This window comes from Deltaproteobacteria bacterium (assembly GCA_020848745.1).
Taxonomy (GTDB): domain Bacteria; phylum Desulfobacterota; class Binatia; order UTPRO1; family UTPRO1; genus UTPRO1.
The window spans coordinates 138,682-158,392 of record JADLHM010000025.1; the positions used below are offsets into that span (position 1 = coordinate 138,682).

General features: G+C 71.5%; 13 protein-coding genes. 8 read left to right on the top strand and 5 right to left on the bottom strand.

Features of this window, described 5'->3' with window-relative positions; genetic code table 11:
* Window positions 1-237: 237 nt before the first annotated feature.
* The 4 genes from IT293_04060 to IT293_04075 form a co-directional block, all read right to left on the bottom strand.
* Complete coding sequence (locus IT293_04060; protein MCC6763817.1) at window positions 238-2,397, bottom strand: tetratricopeptide repeat protein; 2,160 nt, start codon at window positions 2,395-2,397, stop codon at window positions 238-240.
* Entirely contained in the window at window positions 2,394-4,436 is a 2,043-nt protein-coding gene (locus tag IT293_04065) for a tetratricopeptide repeat protein (protein MCC6763818.1), read from the bottom strand. The genes IT293_04060 and IT293_04065 overlap by 4 nt, the downstream gene beginning before the upstream one ends.
* 6 nt (window positions 4,437-4,442) lie before the next feature.
* Window positions 4,443-5,048 carry an orotate phosphoribosyltransferase gene (pyrE, locus tag IT293_04070; protein ID MCC6763819.1) on the bottom strand — a complete coding sequence of 202 codons (606 nt, stop codon included), beginning with the start codon at window positions 5,046-5,048 and terminating at the stop codon, window positions 4,443-4,445.
* Window positions 5,049-5,109: 61 nt separating this feature from the next.
* The gene (locus tag IT293_04075) at window positions 5,110-7,497 is read right to left on the bottom strand and encodes a hypothetical protein (protein ID MCC6763820.1); all 2,388 of its coding nucleotides are present in this window, start codon (window positions 7,495-7,497) and stop codon (window positions 5,110-5,112) included.
* 151 nt (window positions 7,498-7,648) lie between these two features.
* Between IT293_04075 and IT293_04080 the strand changes: the two genes are divergently transcribed.
* The 5 genes from IT293_04080 (at window position 7,649) to IT293_04100 (ending at window position 12,339) form a co-directional block, all read left to right on the top strand.
* Window positions 7,649-8,785 (top strand): MlaE family lipid ABC transporter permease subunit, encoded by a 1,137-nt coding sequence (locus tag IT293_04080; protein MCC6763821.1) that lies wholly within the window; start codon window positions 7,649-7,651, stop codon window positions 8,783-8,785.
* Complete coding sequence (locus IT293_04085) at window positions 8,769-9,524, top strand: ATP-binding cassette domain-containing protein (GenBank protein MCC6763822.1); 756 nt, start codon at window positions 8,769-8,771, stop codon at window positions 9,522-9,524. Before IT293_04080 ends, IT293_04085 begins: the two co-directional genes overlap by 17 nt.
* Window positions 9,524-10,429 carry an MCE family protein gene (locus tag IT293_04090; GenBank protein ID MCC6763823.1) on the top strand — a complete coding sequence of 302 codons (906 nt, stop codon included), beginning with the start codon at window positions 9,524-9,526 and terminating at the stop codon, window positions 10,427-10,429. Before IT293_04085 ends, IT293_04090 begins: the two co-directional genes overlap by 1 nt.
* On the top strand, window positions 10,426-11,052 hold the full coding sequence (locus IT293_04095) for a membrane integrity-associated transporter subunit PqiC (GenBank protein ID MCC6763824.1): 627 nt from the start codon (window positions 10,426-10,428) through the stop codon (window positions 11,050-11,052). The genes IT293_04090 and IT293_04095 overlap by 4 nt, the downstream gene beginning before the upstream one ends.
* A gap of 90 nt (window positions 11,053-11,142) precedes the next feature.
* Window positions 11,143-12,339, top strand: coding sequence for a glycosyltransferase family 4 protein (locus IT293_04100; GenBank protein ID MCC6763825.1), 1,197 nt, complete (start codon window positions 11,143-11,145; stop codon window positions 12,337-12,339).
* On the opposite strand, the gene IT293_04105 is transcribed toward IT293_04100, so the two are convergent.
* Window positions 12,340-12,720: a DUF393 domain-containing protein gene (locus IT293_04105; GenBank protein ID MCC6763826.1), complete on the bottom strand. Its 381-nt coding sequence runs from the start codon at window positions 12,718-12,720 to the stop codon at window positions 12,340-12,342.
* A gap of 114 nt (window positions 12,721-12,834) precedes the next feature.
* Between IT293_04105 and IT293_04110 the strand changes: the two genes are divergently transcribed.
* The 3 genes from IT293_04110 (at window position 12,835) to IT293_04120 (ending at window position 19,615) form a co-directional block, all read left to right on the top strand.
* Complete coding sequence (locus IT293_04110) at window positions 12,835-14,043, top strand: MFS transporter (protein ID MCC6763827.1); 1,209 nt, start codon at window positions 12,835-12,837, stop codon at window positions 14,041-14,043.
* Between the two features lie 182 nt (window positions 14,044-14,225).
* Entirely contained in the window at window positions 14,226-16,862 is a 2,637-nt protein-coding gene (locus tag IT293_04115; GenBank protein ID MCC6763828.1) for a hypothetical protein, read from the top strand.
* 242 nt (window positions 16,863-17,104) lie between these two features.
* A complete protein-coding gene (locus IT293_04120) occupies window positions 17,105-19,615 on the top strand; it encodes a hypothetical protein (protein MCC6763829.1) in 2,511 nt (836 codons plus the stop codon).
* Window positions 19,616-19,711: the final 96 nt, after the last annotated feature.

Genomic DNA, 19,711 nt, shown 5'->3' on the forward strand with positions numbered 1-19,711 from the left:
ACACGCCGACCGTCACTAACCACGCGGTCAGCGATCGCTCCAAAAAAGCGGTGCGCGAATCCTTCGACGCACCGCCTCGACCCTGCGGTCAGTCAACCCCGACAAAAAAGCCCGAGCCGCCGCTAAGTCCTCACGGCGTCCGAGCTTTCGAGACAGCGCGCGTCATAGGCGGTCGATCCGGCGCTGTCAACACGAGCGGAGATGGGCCGGCCGAGCCGTCGGCCCGGCCGTCTGCCGTCAGGGAATCTTGGCGGCCAGCAACGGCTCCTCCCGGGCGAGCGCCCGGGCGAGGTTCTGCCGGGCCAGCTGGGAATCCGGCACGAGCCGGAGGGCGTGCTCGAAGGAGGCGACCGCCCGGGCCCAGTCGCCGAGTCGGGCCGAGGCGACTCCCATCATGTTCACGACCCACGGATTGTCCGGCTGGAGGGCGAGGGCCATCTCGAGGGCGTGGGCGGCGCCCGTCGCGTCGCCCGAACGCAAACGCACCCAGCCGAGATTGCCGTGCGCCGACGGCTCGCCGGGCTGCTGGAGAATGGCGCGCTCGAGGAGCGCCGCGGCCTCGTCGAGCCGCCCGAGATTCGCGTAGACCCAGCCGAGATTGCTCTGGACGTTCGGATCGTCGGGATCGCGGCGCCGCGCCCGCTCGAGCACCCGCTCGGCCTCCTCCCACTCGCCGACCCGTCCGAGCACCGACCCGAGGTTGTTCATCGCCGAGACGTCGTCCTCGGCCGCCGCCTCGCGCAGCACGCGCAGCGCGGCGTCGGTGCGGCCGATCGCGGCGTACGCCCACCCGAGATTCACCTGCACGACGCGCTTCGTGTCGCGCTCGATCCAGCCGACGTGGCCTTCGATCATCGCCACCGCCATCTCGAGCGGCGGAACCGCCTCCTCGGGACGGGCGAGCTGCATGAGGAGCGCGCCGTGCGCCGCCCGGGCCACCGGGTCGCGCGGATCGAGGCGGATCGCCTCGAGGACGGCGGCGAGCGCCTCCTCGGCGCGGCCGACGCGCGCCAGTCCGTTCGCGAGGCCGGTGAGCACCCGGGCGTCGCGCGGGTTGGCGCGGTGGAGGCGTTCCAGCGTCTCGATCTCCGCGAGCACCACGCGTCGCATGCCCCCTTGATCGCCGCGCCGCTGGTACGCCTCCTCGAGATTCCGATACACGCGCTGCTTGGTCGGCGCCTTCACGAGGTTGTCGCTCCACAACGTCACCGGGTCGCGCCACACCTCGTTGCGCGCGATCGCGAGCGCCCCGAGGACCGCGACGAGCGCCAGCGCGAGCGCCGGGACGACCTTCGGCGCGCGCGCGGCGGCGCCGCCCGCCGCGAGCGCCACCAGCGCCGCGAAGCCGCCGACGCCGAGATACATGCGGTGTTCGAACACCAGATCGGCGAGCGGGATCGCGCTCGAGCTCGGCAGGAGCACGAGCAGCGCGAAGCCGAGCCAGAACGTCGCCGCCCGCCGCCCGCTGCGGGCGAGCCAGACGAGGGCGAGGACGAGGAGCGCCCACCCGAAGGCCGGCACGAGCACCGCCGGCTCCAGCCAACGCGCGGCGAGCGGCCAGTCGTAGTCGAGCATCTGGTCGACCGGCCACACGAGCAGCCGGAAGTAGTGCCAGGTGACCCCGAGCTGCGTGCGGAGATACTCGAGCGGATCGATCCCGATGTCGAAGCCGGCACCCGGATGCGCGCGATCGGCGAGCAGCACGGCGAGCACGAGCCACGTCGCGCAGAGCCCGAGGTGCAGGGGCCAGCGCCGCGGCACCTCGGCGACCGGCGGCGTCGACGCGAAGGTCAGGCGGGGGCGCGTCGGCGGCACCAGCACCCACCACGAGAGCCACCACACCGCGAGCGGCGCGGTCACCATGATCGGCTTCGCCAGCATGCCGAACGCGCATGCGGCGATCGCGAGCATCCAGAGCACCGAGCGCCGCGCGGGACGCGCCTCGGCGAGCAATACGAGGTCGAGCGTCGCGAGGTAGCAGAGCGCCATCAGGAGCTCGCTGCGCGAGATCACGTAGGTGACGGCCTCGGTCTGCAACGGGTGCGCCACGAAGAGGAGCGCGGCGAGGCAGCCGGCGTCGTCCTCACGGCCCGCGAGCGTCTCCGTCATGCGCAGCGTCCGGCGCACCACGTCGAAGAGGAGCCAGCCGCACGCGACGTGCAGCGCCAGGTTGAAGGCGTGGTATCCCGCGACGTGCAGGCCGCCGAGCGCATAGTTCAGCGCGAGCGTGATCTCGACCAGCGGCCGGTCGCTCGCGAAGAGCTCGCTCGACCACTCGCGGATCCGCAGGTTCTGGACGATCGCGTGGCCGTCGTCGAACACGAACGGCACGCCGAACGTGCGGGCGTAGACGACGACGCCCGCGAGCGCGATCAGCAGCGCCCGGACCGCGTTCACGGCGATGCGCCCCTCGCCGCCTCGCGCTGCACGAAGTCGGCGTATTGCCGCACGGACGGGTCGCGCGGGTACAGGCGCTCGGCGCTCGCCTGCGCCGCGCGCGACTCCGCGGCGCGCCCGAGCAGCCGATAGCTTCCGGCGAGCGCGACGAGCGCGCGCGGCGGCGCCGGCGGCGCGATGCGCTCGAAGGCGCGCGCCGCGCCGGCATAGTCACCCTGCGCGTAGAGGAACGTGCCGTAGTTGGTGAGGATCTCGGTCGACGCCGGCGCGAGGGCGAGCGCGCGCTCGTACGCGGTCCGCGCCTCGGCCGGCGCGCCGGCGCGAAAGTGCGTGTTGGCGAGGTTCATGAGCGTGAGCGACGAGTCCGGCGCGAGCTCGAGCGCGCGGCTCAGGGCCGCGATCGCCGCCGCCTGGTCGCCGCGCATGCTCTCGGCGTTGCCGAGGTTCTCGTAGGCGCGGATGAAGCTCGGGTTCTGCGCGATCGCCCGCCGGTACGCGTCGGCGGCGTCGTCGAACCGGCCCTCGGCGCCGAGCGCGTTCCCGAGGTTGTAGAGCGTGGTCGCGTCGTCGGGCTTGATCGCGAGCGAGCGGTCGAAGGCCGCGCCCGCCTCCGCGAACCGCCCGACCGCGGCGAGCGCGGTCCCGAGCTCGCGGTGGCTGCGCGCCGATCGCGGCGCGTCGCCGGCCATCGTCGCGTAGAAGCGCACGGGGTCGAGCCAGACGCCGTTCCGCTCGATCGCGCGCGCGGCGTAGAGCGCGACGATCACGCCGAGCGCGCCGACGAAGGCCGGCGACCAGCGCGCCGTGACGCGCTCCGCCCCGTCCGCCTGCCCGCCGAGCCGGACGAGACCGGCGGCGACCGCGAGGCAGAAGCCGGCCGAGGGCAGATAGGCGAGCCGTTCCCCCATGATCGTTCCGATCGTGAAGCAGAGGTTCGAGACGACGACGAACGTCAGGGCGAGGATCCCGAGGCCGAGGGTGACGGCCGGCGCGCGCCGGCGCGCCCACCACGCGAGGGCCGCGGCGCCGCCGAGCACCGCGACCGCCGCGAGGAAGCGCGGGTCGAGCGGTGACGTCACCGTCGCGATCTGGTCGTAGGAGTAGTCGGCGGAGAGCCAGAGCGGGAACACCATACGGAACGCGTAGAGCCCGAGCACGGCGACCGCCGTGAGCAGTCGGGGGACCGTCGTCAGGGCGGAGAGCGGGTTGTCGAGGAGATCGGTCGTCGGGGTCACGCGGCCGATGACGGCGCTCCGGACGACGACGAACGCGGCGGCGATCGCGAGCAGCGCCGTGTAGCGCGGCGCGCGACGGCGGAGCAGTTCTGCCACGCTCTCCGGGCGCACGACTGGCGCGCCGCGCCGGTCGACGAGGTCGGCGAGCAGCAGCACCGCCGGCAGCGCGATCGCGTTTTCCTTCGCGCACATCGCGAGGAAGTAGGCGCCGGCCGTCACGATCAGCCACGGCGCGGCGCGGCCGGCCGCCGCGGCGTCCGCCGCGAGCCAGGCGCGCCAGGCGAGGAAGAACCCCGCGGCCGCGAGCAGCTCGGCGCGGCCGACGACGTTCGCGACCGCCTCGGTGTGGATCGGATGGGCGGCGAAGAGAAGCGCCGCCGCGAACGCGGTTCGCGGCGCCATCGTCACGCGCGCGAACACGACGAGCACGAGGGCGCTTACGAGCGCGTGCGCGACGACGTTCACGACGTGGTAGCCGACCGGGACGAGCCCCCAGAGCCCGTGGTCCGCCGCGAACGTGAGCGTCGTGAGCGGCCGCCAGAGCCCGCCGCGCCCGTCCGCCCACCACGAGGGCCGGGTCAGGATGCCGGCGACGTCGGCGTCGCGCACGAACGCGTTGTCGCGAATGGCGTTGACGTCGTCGTAGAGGAGGATCCCGCCGATGGTGTTCGCGTAGACCCCGAGCGCGACACCGGCGACCGCGGCGATCCACGCCCACGGCACGCGCGGGCCGCGCGCCGCCCGCGTCGCGCCGCGCGGCGGCGCGACGGGCTGCGTCTTCGCGCGCGAGCGAGCTCGGGTCACGGAAGCTCAGCGGGCCGCGGCGCGCTGCTCTTCGAGACGGCGCTGCAGCTCCGCGCGCGGGAACAACGCCGAGCACGACACGCCGGGAACCGCCTCCTGCACGCGCGCCAGACCGCCCTCTTCGCGGTCGACCAGGATCACGACCGCGGTGATCGCGTAGCCGGCCTCTCGACAGCGGTCGATCGCATCGAGGGTCGACGTGCCCGTCGTGACCACGTCGTCGACGATCGCCACCCGGTCGCCGGGACGGATGGCTCCTTCGATCGCGCGGGCCATGCCGTGGGCCTTCGCCTGCTTGCGGACGGTGAAGGCGCGGATCGGCGCGCCGACCGTCTGGCTGTAGTACGCCACCGCGCCGGCGATCGGGTCGGCGCCGAGCGTGAGTCCGCCGACCGCGTCGGCCCGACCCCCGAGGGCATCGAACACGAGCCGCCCGATCAGCGGCTTCGCCTCCGGGTCCCAGGTCACGACGCGGGCGTCGAGATAGTAGTCCGACAGGGCGCCGGACGAGAGCGTAAAGGGCCGTTCGGGACGGTACTGATAGGCGCGCGCGGCGAGCATGTCGAGCAAGCGATCGCGATCGCGCGCCGCCGTTGCGGCGGACGCGGGCATGGCGCCCTCGCTAGCAGATCGGCCGGAAGCTGCGAAGGCCCCTGCGCGCCCGCGCGGCTCATCAACGCGCGAGCCGTCGCAGGAGGACGATCGCCACGAGATACGTCGCGGCGGCGAGGCCGAGTACGATCCGGAATCCGACGGTCATCGCGAGGATCGCCGTCGCGACCGAGCCGATCACCGAGCAGAACCCGTTCGTCGCCCAGGCCCAGGCGACGACGGGCGCGGGATCCGGCACCTTGCGCGTGATGCAGCTCACCCCGAGCGGCAGGAACGTGCCGAGAACGAAGCCGAGAGGCGCCGTCGCCGCGAGTGCGACGACGACGCGGGTCGCGAGGGACGCCGGGACCACGAGCGGGGTGATCGCGTCGAGCCCGAACGCGTACAGCGCGGCGAGCGTGACGACGGCGAGCGCGAGCCGCGGCGCGAGGCGATCGACGGCAGTGCTCCAGCGCTCGCTCGCGAGGCTGCCGAGACCCGCCGCGACCAGCAACGACATGAGCGTCACGCTCAGCGAATAGGTCGGATAGCCGAGCACGAGCGCAAGCTTCTGGATCAGCGCGACCTCGAAGAGCATGAAACCGACCCCGAGGATCGCGAAGTAACCGGTGACGGTCCCGCGGCCGATCGCCGCGACCGGCCACGGCGCCGCGATCGCGATCGGCACGGCAAGCGAGACGGCGGCGAAGAACGTCGCGGCGACGAGCGTCGCCATGAGCACGCGCTCGCCCGCGCCCGACGCTTCCCACATGATCCCCGGTCCCGCGTGCCGACCCAGCCCGAAGAACGAGCCGAAGCGGCCGAAGTGCCAGAAGAAGGGCGCGTCGTCGTGGACCGGGGAGACGTCGAACGCACGGGCGGCGAGCCATGCGTCGAGGGCGGAGTCGGTGAGCGTCAGCACCGCAGCGAGCGGCCCGGACGGCGACGGCTCGCCCGGCAGCCACCGGACCCGGGTGCTCGGCACGTCGGCTGCCGCCGCGGCGAACGCGCGCGCGCGCGCGCCGACGATGGGCGTCGGGGACACGAGGATCGTCGAGACATCGCCGAGGCTCCTGGTCGTCGCGACGGCGACGTGGGCGCCGGGGTCGGCGACGCCGCGCCGTCTGAGCGCCGCCCGCGCGGTCGCCAGATAGCGCAGCGTCCGATTCGGTTGCGCATCGAAGTCGTCTTCGCCGAACTGCATCGCCAGGAAGCCGTCGGGCGCCAGCCGTGCCAGCGTCTCGACGATCATCTCGACCGTGTAGAGGTAGCTTTCCGACAGGACGAAGGCGCCCGACGTCGCCGAGTTCATGGCCGCGTAGCTATCGGGCGCGACGAAGTAGACCACGTCGAACGGCCCCGACTGGCGCGTCAGCCACGAGCGGCCCTCGTCGTTCACGATACGAACCGCCGGGTGCTCGGCAACGTGTCCGACGAAGTCCGCGAAGCGCCGCCGCACGAGATCGACCGTCATCGGGTTCAGCTCGACGCCGTCCACGCGCGCGCTGCCGAAGCGCAAGGCCGCGAGAATCTCGTGCCCGCCGGCGGCGCCGATGACCACGACCTCGCCGGGGGCACGCGCGAGCGCGCGGAAGGGCAGCGCGCGCTCGTCGTGGTCGAAAGGCGCCAGCGACGCGGGCACGCCGTCCCACCGGTGCAGCGTCGAGCCCCAGAGACCGTCGTGATGGATCACCAGGACGTCTGGATCCTCGTCGATGGACGGAGTGACATCGATGCGGAAGACGGGGCTCCAGGCCGAAAAGAGGGGCGGGGCTCCTGCGAGGTGCTTCGGGTGCATCGTCTTCACGGGGTCGGGTACGATCCCCGGCAGGAGCGCGGGCCGCGCCGCCAGCACGAGGAGCGCAGCGGTCGCAACGACCGCCGCCGCGGCGCGGGTCGGCGCGACGTCCGACCACGGACGGATTCCGGCTGCCGCCATCGACGCGGCCCCGACCATGACCGTGGCGGGCGCTCCGAGCAGGCTCACGCACGGCACCGCGGCGGCGCAACCGAGCGCGGCGCCGCCGAGGTCCGCGAGGTAGGCGCGCGGCATGCGCTCCGGCGCAGACGCGAACACGCTCGAGAGGAGGACGCCGATCGCGCCGAAGCCGACGAAGACGAGGGCGCAGACGGCGACGAGCGCGAAGGGGCTCGCCGGGTTCGACGCGAAGTCGAGAACGCTCAGCTCGATGCGGGCAACCAGCATGTAGGCGACGGCGGTGCCGAGAGCGCCGAGCATCGCGACCGGACCCATGACGCGCGCGGGCGCCGCGAGCCGGGGCGCCGCCGCCACGACCGCGCCTCCGAATCCCATGCCGAGCATGGCCAGGCCGATGACCAGGTACGTGTGGTAGTAGAAGAGCTTGAACGAGATGATGCGCGTGTACGCGATCTCGAGGACCAACCCCGCGAAGGCGAGCAGAAAAACCTCGAGGTAGTACGAACGGGGAAGACGGTGGTCGTCGGACATCGCGCGCGATCGTCGACCGAGCCGCGTCGACGGCCGACCAGATCGCACGAGGCCCGCCGCACGGCAACCACTCGGCGACCAGCACACGGCACGGGACGCGCACCGCACGCGCGTTGACGCCCCCCGCGCCGGCACCGTAGTTTCGCCGCGCGTGGCGGGCGCCGACACTTCCGGCTTCCAAGTGGAGCGGATCGATCTCGCGGGGGACCGTTCGGCGCTCCGCTTCGTCGGCGAGCTCCGGTTCCGCGACTGCTACGGCGCCTGGGACCGGGTGCGCGAGCTCCTCGCGCCGATGCCTCCGCATTTCGAGCTCGACGTCTCGGGGCTCGACGGCATGGACGGCGGCGCGACCGCGCTCTTGCTCGAGCTCCGCAGCGAGGCCGCGGCGGCGGGCAGCGACGCCGCGATCGTCGGCGCGACGGGCCGCGTCCAGAGCATGCTCGAGCTCTACGGCGGGCACCCGCGGCGGCCGAGCTTGCTGGCGCCGCCCGCGACGATCGGCATCCTCGAGCAGATCGGGCGGGAGACCCGCAGCCTCCTGAACGAGAGCAACGCGCTCGACTTCGTCGGCGACACGCTGCTCGCCGGAGCGCAGGCGGCGCGGAGCCCCGGCCGCGTCAACTGGCGCGACGTACCGCGCCTGATGGAGCGTGCGGGCGCCGACGGCATCCCCATCGTCTTGATGATCAACTTCCTGGTCGGCCTCGTCACGGGCTTCCAGGCGGCGCTCCAGCTCAAGCAGTTCGGAGCCAACATCTTCGTCGCCGACCTCGTCGGCCTGTCGGTGACCCGCGAGCTCGCGCCGCTCATGACGGCGATCATCATCGCCGGACGCTCGGGCGCGGCGTTCTCCGCCGAGCTCGGCACCATGCGGGTCTCGGAGGAGATCGACGCGCTCCGGACGCTCGGCCTCGACCCGTTCCATTTTCTGGTCTTCCCGCGCGTCCTGGCGCTCACGCTGGTCGCGCCCCTGCTCACCATCCTCGCCGACGTGATCGGCATCGCGGGCGGCCTCCTCGTCGCGATGTTCAGCCTCGACCTCACCTTCCACGCGTATCTCGCCGAGACCGAGAAGGCGCTCGACCTCTTCGACGTCTCCTCCGGGATCCTGAAAAGCGCGGTGTTCGGCCTGAACGTCGCGCTCATCGCCTGCCAGCGCGGTCTCGCGACGCGCGGCGGCGCGGAGGGCGTCGGCCGCTCGACCACGTCGGCGGTCGTGACCAGCCTCTTCGCGATCGTCGTCGTCGACGCGATCTTCACGGTGATCTTCCATGCCTTCGGCCGCTGATACCCGCCCGGCGATGATCGAGGTCGAGCGGTTGACGATCGGGTACGGCGAGCGGGTCGTGCTCGAGCGCCTCGACTTCACGATCGCGCGCGGCCAGGTGTTCGCGATCCTCGGAGGCAGCGGCTGCGGCAAGTCGACGCTGCTGCGCCACCTGATCGGTCTCGAGACCCCGATGGGCGGCGCGATCCGCATCGCCGGCGCGCCGCCGGTCCAGGAGGCGGGACCGCCCGCCTACGGCGTGCTCTTCCAGTCGGGCGCGCTCTTCGGGTCGATGACGCTCGCGCAAAACGTCGCGCTGCCGCTCCGCACGTGGACGACCCTCGATCCGCAGGCCGTCGACACGATCGTCCGCGCGAAGCTCCGGCTCGTCGGCCTGGAGGGCTTCGAGAACCACCTCCCGGCGGAGATCTCGGGCGGCATGAAGAAGCGGGCCGGCATCGCGCGCGCCCTCGCGCTCGACCCGCCGCTCCTCTTCCTGGACGAGCCGTCGGCCGGCCTCGACCCGGTGAGCTCCGTCGAGCTCGACCAATTGCTCTTGACGCTGAACCAGAGCCTCGGCATGACCACCGTCATCGTCACGCACGAGCTGCAGAGCATCTTCGCGGTCGCCGACGCCTGCATCATGCTGGACCGTGGTGCGCGCGGCATCATCGCGCGCGGCCATCCCGCCGAGCTCCGGGACCACAGCGGCGATCCGCGCGTCCGCGGCTTCTTCAACCGCTTGCCCTCGTCGGCCTGATGGCGACCACCGCCACCAACAACTGGAAGCTCGGCCTGTTCGTGGTGCTCGGCGTGATCACCATGCTGGCCGCCCTCTTCTGGCTCGGCGCCCGCCGCTTCCAGCGGACGTCGTTCCCGACGGTGAGCTACTTCGACGAGTCGGTGCAGGGGCTCGACGTCGGGTCGCCGGTCAAGTTCCGCGGCGTCACGGTCGGGAACGTCGCCGACATCACGATCGCCCCCGACCATCGCCACGTCCAGGTGACCTCCGAGATCTACCTCGACGCGATCCGGCGGCTCGGGCTCCGCGACCGGGCGCCGCGCAAGGGGGAGGAGTTCCTCAATCCGCTCCTGCGCATGCAGCTCGTATCGGCGGGCATCACGGGCGTGCGATTCCTCCAGACGGATTTCTTCCATCCCGGACGCTATCCGGAACCGACGCTGCCCTTCGAGCCGCCGTGGAACTACATCCCCTCGGTCCCCTCGACGCTGAAGAGCGTCGGCGACACGGCCATGGAGGTCGTGAACCGCCTCCCCGACATCGAGACGCGCATCACCGAGACGCTCACGACCATGAACGCCGCGCTCGGCTCGTTCGACCGCTTCGTAACGAGCCTGCAGAGCGAGCACGGCTCGTTCGACCGGCTGCTCGTCCAGCTGCGGACGACGACGACCGGCGTCGGAAACGAGATTGCGGCGGCCAAGCTCCCGGAGACGACGGCCTCCATCCGCTCGACGGCGGGAGCCGTCTCGACCACGGCCTCGGGTTTCGGCGAGATGCGCGAGGACCTCGAGGCCACCCTCGCGACCCTGCGCGAGACGCTCGACTCGGTCCGCGCCGTCGCGGACGCGCTCGAGCGCGACCCGAGCGCTCTCCTGCGCGGCTCACGGCCGGGCGAGCCGCCGCCCGAGGTGACCAAATGACCCGACGCCGCTTCGCCGCCGTGCTGGCGTGCGTCCTCGCGGCCGCCGCATCGAGCGGCTGCCTCTTCCGCACCGCCGAGCCGCCGCGTTTCTACCGGCCCGCCTCGGCGGCGCTCGACGACGCCGGGGATGCCCGCGTCCCGGCGAGCGCGGGAGCGCCGCTCCGGCTCGGCAGCGTGCGCAGCGCCCCCTTCCTGCGCGAGCGCATCGTGTGGCGCGCCTCGCCGGTCGAGTACGGCCTCTACGACCAGCGCCGCTGGTTCGAGCTGCCGAGCCGCTACGTCCGCCGCGCCCTGCTCGCGACGCTGCGAACGACGCCCGGCGTCCGCCTCGCGCAGGAGACGACGGCGGCGCGCCTCGACGTCGAGGTGCTCGCGTTCGACGAGGTGCTCGCCCCGGCGCACGAGGCGCACGTCGCCCTCGCGGCGACCCTCCGCGACGGCGCCGACATGCAGCTCGATCGGCTGTTCTCCGCCAAGGTGCCGATCACGAGCGCGGACGGCGGCGCCATGGCCGAGGCCATGGGGCGCGCGCTCGACGAGGCGGCGCGGAAGGTCGCGACGGCGGCCGCGACGGCGCTCGCCGCGAAGCCGGCGAGCCCGGCGCGGCCGCGCGCCGAGTGAGTCCGCGTTCCGCGGCGCCGCGGAACGCCGGCGGCGGGCGCTCGCGCCTTGACGGTCGGAAATGGCTCCCCTAACGTCGACGGTTCACGCATGGCGCCGCATCGTATTCTGTTCGTCGAGGCCAGCGTCGGCGGCGTGCTCGGCGGATCGCTGACGGGCATCCTTCAGCTGATCGATCGGCTCGATCGTACGCGCTTCGCACCCGCGCTCCTCCTGTACCAGGAGAAAGAGGTCGTCCCGCAGCTCGAGGCCGCCGGCGTGCCGGTGGCGGTGCTGCCGCCGCAGCCGGGCTGGCTTCCCGACGGCGACCGCGGCCGCGGCGGACGCGCGTGGCTACGGGCGAAGGAGATCCCGACCGTCGTGCTGCCGCGCGCGCGGGCCGTCGGCGCCCACCTGCGGCGCGCACGCCCCGACGTCGTCTATCTCGCCAACGGGGTCACGCCCAATCTCGACGCCCTCGTCGCCGCCGCGCGCGCGGGCATCCCGGCCCTCGTCCACGAGAAGGGCTACCGCCGCATCGGTCCCCGCGAGCGCTTCATGTCGCGCTGGATCGACGTCTTCGTCGGCATGACCGACCTCGTGACCGCCCACGCGAAACGGCGCGGCATCCGCGCGCGCCGCCACCTCACGGTCTACGACGGCATCGACTGCGAGCGTTTCGCCCCGGGCGGGGGCGCCGCGGTGCGACGCGAGCTCGGCGTCCCCGCCGAGGCGCCGGTCGTCGGGATCGTCGGCCACATCCAGGGCTGGAAGGGCCAGGACCTGGTCGTGCAGGCGATGGCTCGGCTGCGCGACCGCCATCCCGAGTTGCGCTGCCTGATCGTCGGCGGCGTGCACCGCCAGGGCGGCGCGTACGCGGAACGCCTGCGGCGGCGCATCGTCGACGAGCGCCTCGAGCGCCGGGTGCTGCTCACCGGCGCGCGGCGGGACGTCGCGGCGTGCATCGACGCCATGGACGTCGCAATCCATTCGTCGACGAACCCCGAGCCCTTCGGCCGGGTGCTGATCGAGGCGATGGCGCTCTCGTGTCCGCTCGTCGCGCCGCGCGAGGGCGGGCCCCTCGAGATCGTCGTCGACAACGAGACCGGCCTCCTCGTCCCGCCCCGCGACCCGGACGCGCTCGCGGCCGCGATCGAGCGGCTCGTCCTAGACCCGGATCTCAGGCGGCGGATGGGCGCCGCGGCGCGGGCGCGCGTCGAGGCCGTCTTCGGCATCCGCCATCACGTACGGGCAATGGAGGCGATCTTCGACGAGATGCTGGCGCACCGGCGGCACGCGACCGCCTGATCACCGCTCGGGGGTCGGCGCGCCGCGCCCGAGGAGCCGCGAGAAGCACGGGCGGTTGCGGGCGACGATCCGGTACCCGAGCTCGACGCCCCACGCGAGCGGCGGCAACCCGGCGAGGCGCGCGAGCCGCGGCCACCCGATGCGCTCGAGCACGAAGAGGCAGGCGCGGCCGGCGCCGAGCCAGCGGCCGTCGCTCGTGCGGACGTGGACGGCGGCGCGGCAGGCCGCCGCGAGCGCGGGCGTGAGCGGCGGGTCCGGCAGCTCCTGGTACGGCACCGCCTCGAAGCAGCGGCCGCGGTCGCGCGCGAGCGCCCACGCGACGGCGCGCCGGCAGAAGCCGCAGCTCCCGTCCCAGACGATCCAGTGACGAGTCGGGTCCATCCGCCGCGACGGTAGCATGCGCGGCACGGACCCGCAGCGTGCGGAGCCGAGCGCGCGCGAAGCGCCGCCGCGCGGCCTCGCCGCGCCGCGCGCGTTCTGGTAGCTCGCCGGTCGGTGTCGACGCGGCGGAAGCTCTGGTGGATCGCCCTCCTCTATTTCGCTGAAGGCATGCCGATGGGAATCGTCGTCGACAACCTGCCGGTGTACCTCCGGGCGCACGGCGTCTCGTTGGCGGCGATCGGCGTCTTCTCCTCGCTGACGCTGCCGTGGACGTTGAAGCCGCTCTGGTCGCCGCTCGTCGACCGCTTCGGCGACCGCCGCCACTGGATCGCGGCGGCGCTCGCGCTCATGGCGGGCGCGACGTTCGCGATCCCGCTCTCGGACCCGGCGACGCCGGGCACGCTGCTCGTCGGCGCGGTGCTGCTGCTCACCTTCGCGGGCGCGACCCAGGACATCGCGATCGACGCCTACACGATCGGGCTCCTCGCTCCCGGCGAGGAGGGCGTCGGAAACGGGGTGCGCGTCTCCGCGTATCGCGCCGCGCTGGTCGCGAGCGGCGGCGGCCTGTTGCTCATCGCAGGCCGCGCGGGCTGGCCGCTCGCTTTCGCGATCGCAGCGCTGATCTTCGCGACGCTCGCGGTTCTGGCGCTCCGCGCGCCGCACGTGCCGGTCGTACGCCCGCCGACCGCGGCCTGGATGCACGCGTTCGTGGCCTGGTTTGCACGGCCGGGAGCGGGCGCGGTCGTGCTCTTCATCGTCCTCTACAAGCTCGGCGACGTGAGCATGGGGCCGATGGTGAAGCCGTTCTGGCTCGACAGCGGGCTCACCGTCGACGACGTCGCGCTCGTGTCGACGACGGCGGGCGTCGCGCTCACCGTGCTGGGCGCGCTCGTCGGCGGCGCGTTCACGTCGCGCTACGGGATCTTCCACGGACTCTGGGTGCTCGGCCTCCTGCAGGCGGCCTCGAACCTCGGCTACGCAGGCGCCGCGGCGGTCGGCGGCGGACGTCCGGCGATCTACGCCGCGTCGATGCTCGAGAGCTTCACCGGCGGCCTCGGCACCGCGCCCTTTCTCGCTTTCCTCATGCACGTGTGCGATCGCGAGCAAGCTGCCACGCAGTATGCCTTGCTGTCTGCGTTGTTCGGGTTGACGCGTTCGGTGAGCGCGCCCTGCACGGGCTTCGGCGCGGCGCACTTCGGCTATGCGAGCTACTTCGCGCTCACGGGCGCGCTGGCGCTTCCGGCGTACGCGCTCCTCCCCTGGATCCGACCGTGGATCCACGACCGAACGCCGCATCGCGGCATCGCGGATGGGCCCCCTTGACTTAGCGAAAGCCTAGATTTTCCAATTATTTTCTTGACAACCTTTCCGACGCTGACTTACCCTCTTTTCTCAGTCGAAGATCGCCGAGTGCCGGGATGTGCCGTTGCTTGCCGCTCGCAGTGCCGTGAGTCGTTGCAGCTCGAAGACCGGTATCCCGCAAACCTTTCAAGGAGGGTTGAGTCATGAAGACAGTGCTGCGGAGCGCGGGGATCGCGCTACTCGCCATGGTGGTATGCGCACCGATCGCCGGCGCTGAGACCGCCAAGTGCCAGCGCGCGATCGCGAAGGAGAGCGCGAAATACCTGCAGGCCCGGATGAAGGCCCTCTCGAAGTGCAACGAAGGCGTCGTCAAGGCCGGCGCCGGGACGTGTCCGGATCAAAAAGCCACCGACTCCATCGCCAAGGCATCGGGCAAGCTCTCGGCGGGAATCGGCAAGGCGTGCGGCGGCGACGACAAGGTGTGCGGCGGCGTCGTCACGGGCGAGGACAGCCCCGCGTCGGTCGGGTGGCCGGCGCAGTGTCCGAACTTCGAGAAGAACACCTACAGTTGCAGCAACGCGATCACCGACTGTAGCGGCATCGCCACCTGCCTCGAGTGCATCGCCGGCGCCGCGAGCGATCAGGCGATGACGCTCTCGTTCGGCGACATCAACCTCCAGACCGCCGACAAGACCCTCAACAAGTGCCAGGTGACGATCGGCAAGGCGACCACCGCCTTCCTGAACTCGACGAGCAAGGCGCTCCAGAAGTGCTGGGACGCGCGCATCAACGGCAAGCACACGAACCAGTGCGACAATTCGAGCTCCGGCGACGGCAAGTTCGCCGCGGCGATCCAGAAGGCCAAGGACAAGCAGCTGGCGACCATCTGCAAGGCCTGCGGCGGCGACGACAAGGCCTGCGGCGGCGCCGCCGACCTGACCGCGGCCGCGATCGGCTTCCCCGCGGACTGCTCCTCTGTGACCCAGCCGCACGGCGGCACGGCATGCGGCGGCCCGATCTCCAGCGTGACCGACATCGTGAACTGCACGGCGTGCGCCGCGCGCTACAAGGCGGACTGCGTCGACAACGCCCAGGTGCCGCAGTACGAGACCTATCCGGCGGAGTGCACCGCGTGCGCCGCGCCGCCGGCGAGCGGCCCCTGCCCGACCGCGATCTCGTTTACCGCCGACGGCGACAACACCGACCTCGATACCGGCTTCACCGGCCTCGCCCACAACCAGACCATCCCGTCCAACAGCACCCTCACGCTCGCGGTGAGCAGCTGCGCCGGCGCGAGCGAGCCGAGCTGCGGTCTCTGCACGCTCAGCGGCCCGCTCGACAATGGCGGCGGACCGGGCGTCGACAACGAGCGGTGCGAGGACGCTCCGTGGAAGCGGTGCGACGTCGACGCCGACTGCACCTCGGCGACGGCCTGCGTCGGCGGCGCCAACAACGGCGCGCTCTGCGCCGGCGGCTCCGAATGCCCGGGCGGCTCGTGCGTCAACGCCGGCTTCATCGGCCCCTGCGTCCACTACTTCGGCGCCCCGTTGCCGCTGCGTCCCCCCGGCGGTCCATCGACGTGCGTGCTGAACAAGATCAACGGATCCGTCTCGGGCACGGTCGATTTCAGCGACGGCAGCACCACGTCGCTCGTCCCGCTCGCGTCCACCGTCCACGTATTCGGCAGCGACTTCGAGCCGTGCCCGCACTGCCGCGAGGACGGCAAGTGCAATTCCGGTCCGCGCGCCGAGCAGGCCTGCGTGGTGAGCGGCACGTCGCAGCGTTTCGGCACCGTGAGCCTGGATTGCCCGCCGAGCAACAACGTGGCGACGCTCCCCCTCAACCTGAACATCTCCACCGGTGGACAGACGAAGACCGTCGAGGCGGGCAACGCGAACTGCCGCGACATCGGCTACGGATCGCTGAAGTGCCTCTGCGACACGTGCAACAACTTGGCGCAGGGAGGCTGCTCGGTGAACGGCGACTGCCCCGTGAGCGGCGGCGGAGCTGGCATCTGCGGCGGCAAGCGCTGCATCGCCGGCCTCAAGGCGGGCGAGCCGTGCGGAACATGCATCGGCGGCGCGAACCACGGGGGCAACTGCACCAACGACTCCCTGTGTCCCGGCGGGGTTTGCAACAACCCGAGGACCTGCGTCGGCGGCGCCAACGACGGCGCGGCGTGCGCCACGAACTCCATGTGCCCCGGCGGCTCGTGTCCGCAAAACGAGTGTCCGGGGCTCGGCATCTGCATCGGCGGCGGCAACGATGGCGCGTCGTGCAGCGCGAGCTCCGAGTGCCCCGGCGGCTTCTGCACTCCGGGCACCTGCAGCGGCGGCGCCAACAACGGCGCTGGCTGCAGCACGAGCAGCATGTGTCCGGGCGGCTCTTGCGCGATGGGCTCGTGCACGCGCCCCGGCGAGGCGACCAAGCCCAATGTGTGCGTCGATGACACGTCGACGGCGGAGCAGGGCTGCATGCTCATTCCCGGCACCGACAACGAGGGAGAATGCGCCGACGCCCCCGTCGATCAGGTCTGCTCGATCCAGCAGTTCGTCGGGTGCACCAGTGACGACCACTGCAAGCCTCCGGCGTGTGCCGAGTGCGTCCCCGGCCAGTTCTGCATGACGCGATACCGTCCCTGCTTCATGGACCAGGGCGTGATCGGGAATACCGTCACCGTGACCGGCTCTCCCGATCCGGTCTGCAGCGGCCTGTCGAAACCGACGGTCGGCACCTTCTTCTGCGTCGCCCCGACCGGCTCGACGGCGGTCAACGCGGCCGGCGGTCTCCCCGCCCTCGGCCGGGTCCGGATTCCCGGGACGGTAGTGGTCAATCCCTGATTCCGTCGTGGCGAGAAGCCCCCGGGCCGGGTCCGGCCCGGGGGCTTCTCCACGGCCTGGGACTCCCATGTCAGTTCGCACATAAGTCCCCGACAACGCTGCGCGTTACCCCAGTTTTTTCTTGACTGTCTCGGGGCGCGCACACTACTCTGCTTGGAGAAGTCGCACCGGGTGCCGTGATCACGAAGATCCCCGGAATCGAGCCATCTCAATACCGTTCGGCCAACCGAAGGAGGAAAACCATGGGACGCAGCGTACGATTCTCGTCCGCGCTCGTCGCGGCAGTGATCGCGTTCGTCGTCGGGACGCCGACGGCGCACGCCGCCGATCTGGGCAAGCCCCGGTACCAATGCCAGGCGGCCATCGCGAAGGAAGCCGGCAAGTTCGTCAACGGCAAGTTCAAGCTCATCCAGAAGTGCCGGGACGCCAATCTCGCCGCGGTGGGCTCGTGTAGCGGCCCCGATCCCGGGGCGCTGCAGAAGCTCGCCGACAAGCTGAATGCCGGACTCGCGAAGAAGTGCAGCTTCAGCCCGGGTACCGACGACGACAATCTCGCGGTGATCGGCTTCCCCGGCCCGTGCCCGGACCCGGACTCGGGCAACGGCTTCACGCTCTCGGATCTGCAGGCCTGCATCAAGGACAGCCACGACCGCATCCTCCAGGGCGTCTGCGACGGCGGTACCAACGACGGCGAGGCGTGCTCGGTCCTGGGCGATTGTCCCGACAGCGGCCCCGGCACCTCCTGCCGCAGCATCCTCGGCCTCGTCTACGACGCGAACCCGCCGCCGCCGCCCCTCACGGGCACGTTGCTGTCGTGCCAGAAGGAGGTCTCGAAGCAGGGCGTCGGCGTCGTCAAGGCGCTGATGGGCAGCATCCAGAAGTGCCGGAACGGACTCCTCAACTGCAAGACCGACCAGAACACGAACGTCACGACCTGCAAGCTGAGCGGCTTCGCGGGCGCGACCTGTGCCACGAGCGATCCGAAGACGGCCACCGCGGTCACCAAGGCGAAAACCAAGGCCATCGACGCGATCACGGCCAAGTGCTCGGCGGGCGATGCGACCGCGCTCAAGCTCTGCGAGCCCGATCAGGTCACGGGCGCCGCGGCCGGCACGTGCATAGCGCTGGCGATCCAAGCACTCGTCGACAACCCCGATACCGCTCAGATGAGCGATCTCCTCGACTACGAGTACGCGACGCCCGGCACCTGCGGCGACAACCGCAAGAACCGGCCGAACGAGGAGTGCGACGGCTCGGACGACGTGGCGTGTCCCGGGCAGTGCGGTGCGGCCCTCGGCCTCTTCCCCTGCCTCTGTCTGGACGTTCCGCGTTCGCGCATCGTCGAGCACGGGAACGCCGACCTCGACAACGGCTGGACCGGCCAGAGCCACGACTCCGGCATCGTCGAGGGCGGTGGCTATGTCACCGACCTCTGGGACTGTGATGGCCCTCTCGGCCCCGACACCATCTGCGCCACCGGTCCAAGCTGTTCGGATCCGCCGCACCAATCGTGTTCGCCCGGTCCGAACCAGATCGTGGATGCGGATGACCTCTGCCCCGGCGCTCTCAACGACTGCCGCATGACCGCCGGCGGATCGCAGGGCCCGCACTGCCTGCTCAATCCCAAGAAGCGCTGCCGGCCGGATCAGAACGACTGCCCGGATTTCGGTGACTCGTGCGTCACCACACCCCACGGCGCTCCTCTCCCGCTCGTGTCGGGCGGCGTCGCGACCTGCGTCGTCAACGTCTTCACCGAGGACGTGGTCGGCACGACCGACCTCGCGACCGGCGCCGGCGCGATCCGGCTGCGCCAGAACTCCTCGGTGTACAGCGGCGGCGCAACCGAGCAGCCGTGCCCGGTCTGCGGCGGGTTCTGCTCCGGCGCGGGCGGCAGCGTCGGCCCGAACACGCGCAACCTCTGTACCACGAACGCCGATTGCAACGTGGGCTCGTACTGCGTGACCGACAACGTCTGCAGCTGGGGCCCGGACATCGACAAGCCGTGCCGTCCGAGCACCCCGTTCGGCGGTCCGACGCAGTACTTCGGAAACCCGAGCGCCGACTGCCGCATGCAGGGCAGCCTGCTCGGCACGATCGACATTCTGTTCAATCCGGCCAGCACCTCGACCGTGACCAAGACCGCGAACATCCTCTGCAACACGCCAGGGTTCAACAACAAGGTGTGCGCGGGCGGGCCGAACCAGCACCACGCCTGCACCGTCGACTCCGAGTGTCCGAGCGGCACCTGCAACCACCAGTGCTTCTGCCCGAACGTCGGAGCCGAGATCGGCCAGAAGCCGAACGCCTGCTTGGCAGCCTGCCTCGGCGGCGCCAACGACGGCACGCCGTGCAGCGACGACTCGGAGTGCGACCCGCCGAACGGCTTCTGCCACGCGGCGGACTGCCGGGAGAACCCGAGCGACACCGACTCGGCCCAGGAAGGCCTCTGCTCCGTCAGCCCGGTCACCAAAGTGTGCTCGGCGCATCCCTTCATCGGGTGTCTCGACGAAAGCTTCTGTCGGCCGCCGACGTGCTCGTACTGCGAGCCGGACGAGACCTGCGACCTCGTCGCGCGCGAGTGTTTCGTGAACCCGACGATCGTCCGGGAAGGCTTCCCCGGCGTTCCGGACCGCACCACGGCGGCGACGTTCTGCATCACGCAGACGACCGCCCCGGCAGTGAACTCCGTGGCCGGCCTCTCGGGTCCGGGTGCGATCACCAACCCGACGACGGTGACCAACACGGGCTTCTGACCGCCACGGTCACATAGCCCGCAGCATCACGAGGGGCCGGGAGCCGCGAGGCTTCCGGCCCCTCGTGTTTCCAAGTCGTATTGATTCCGCAAATGA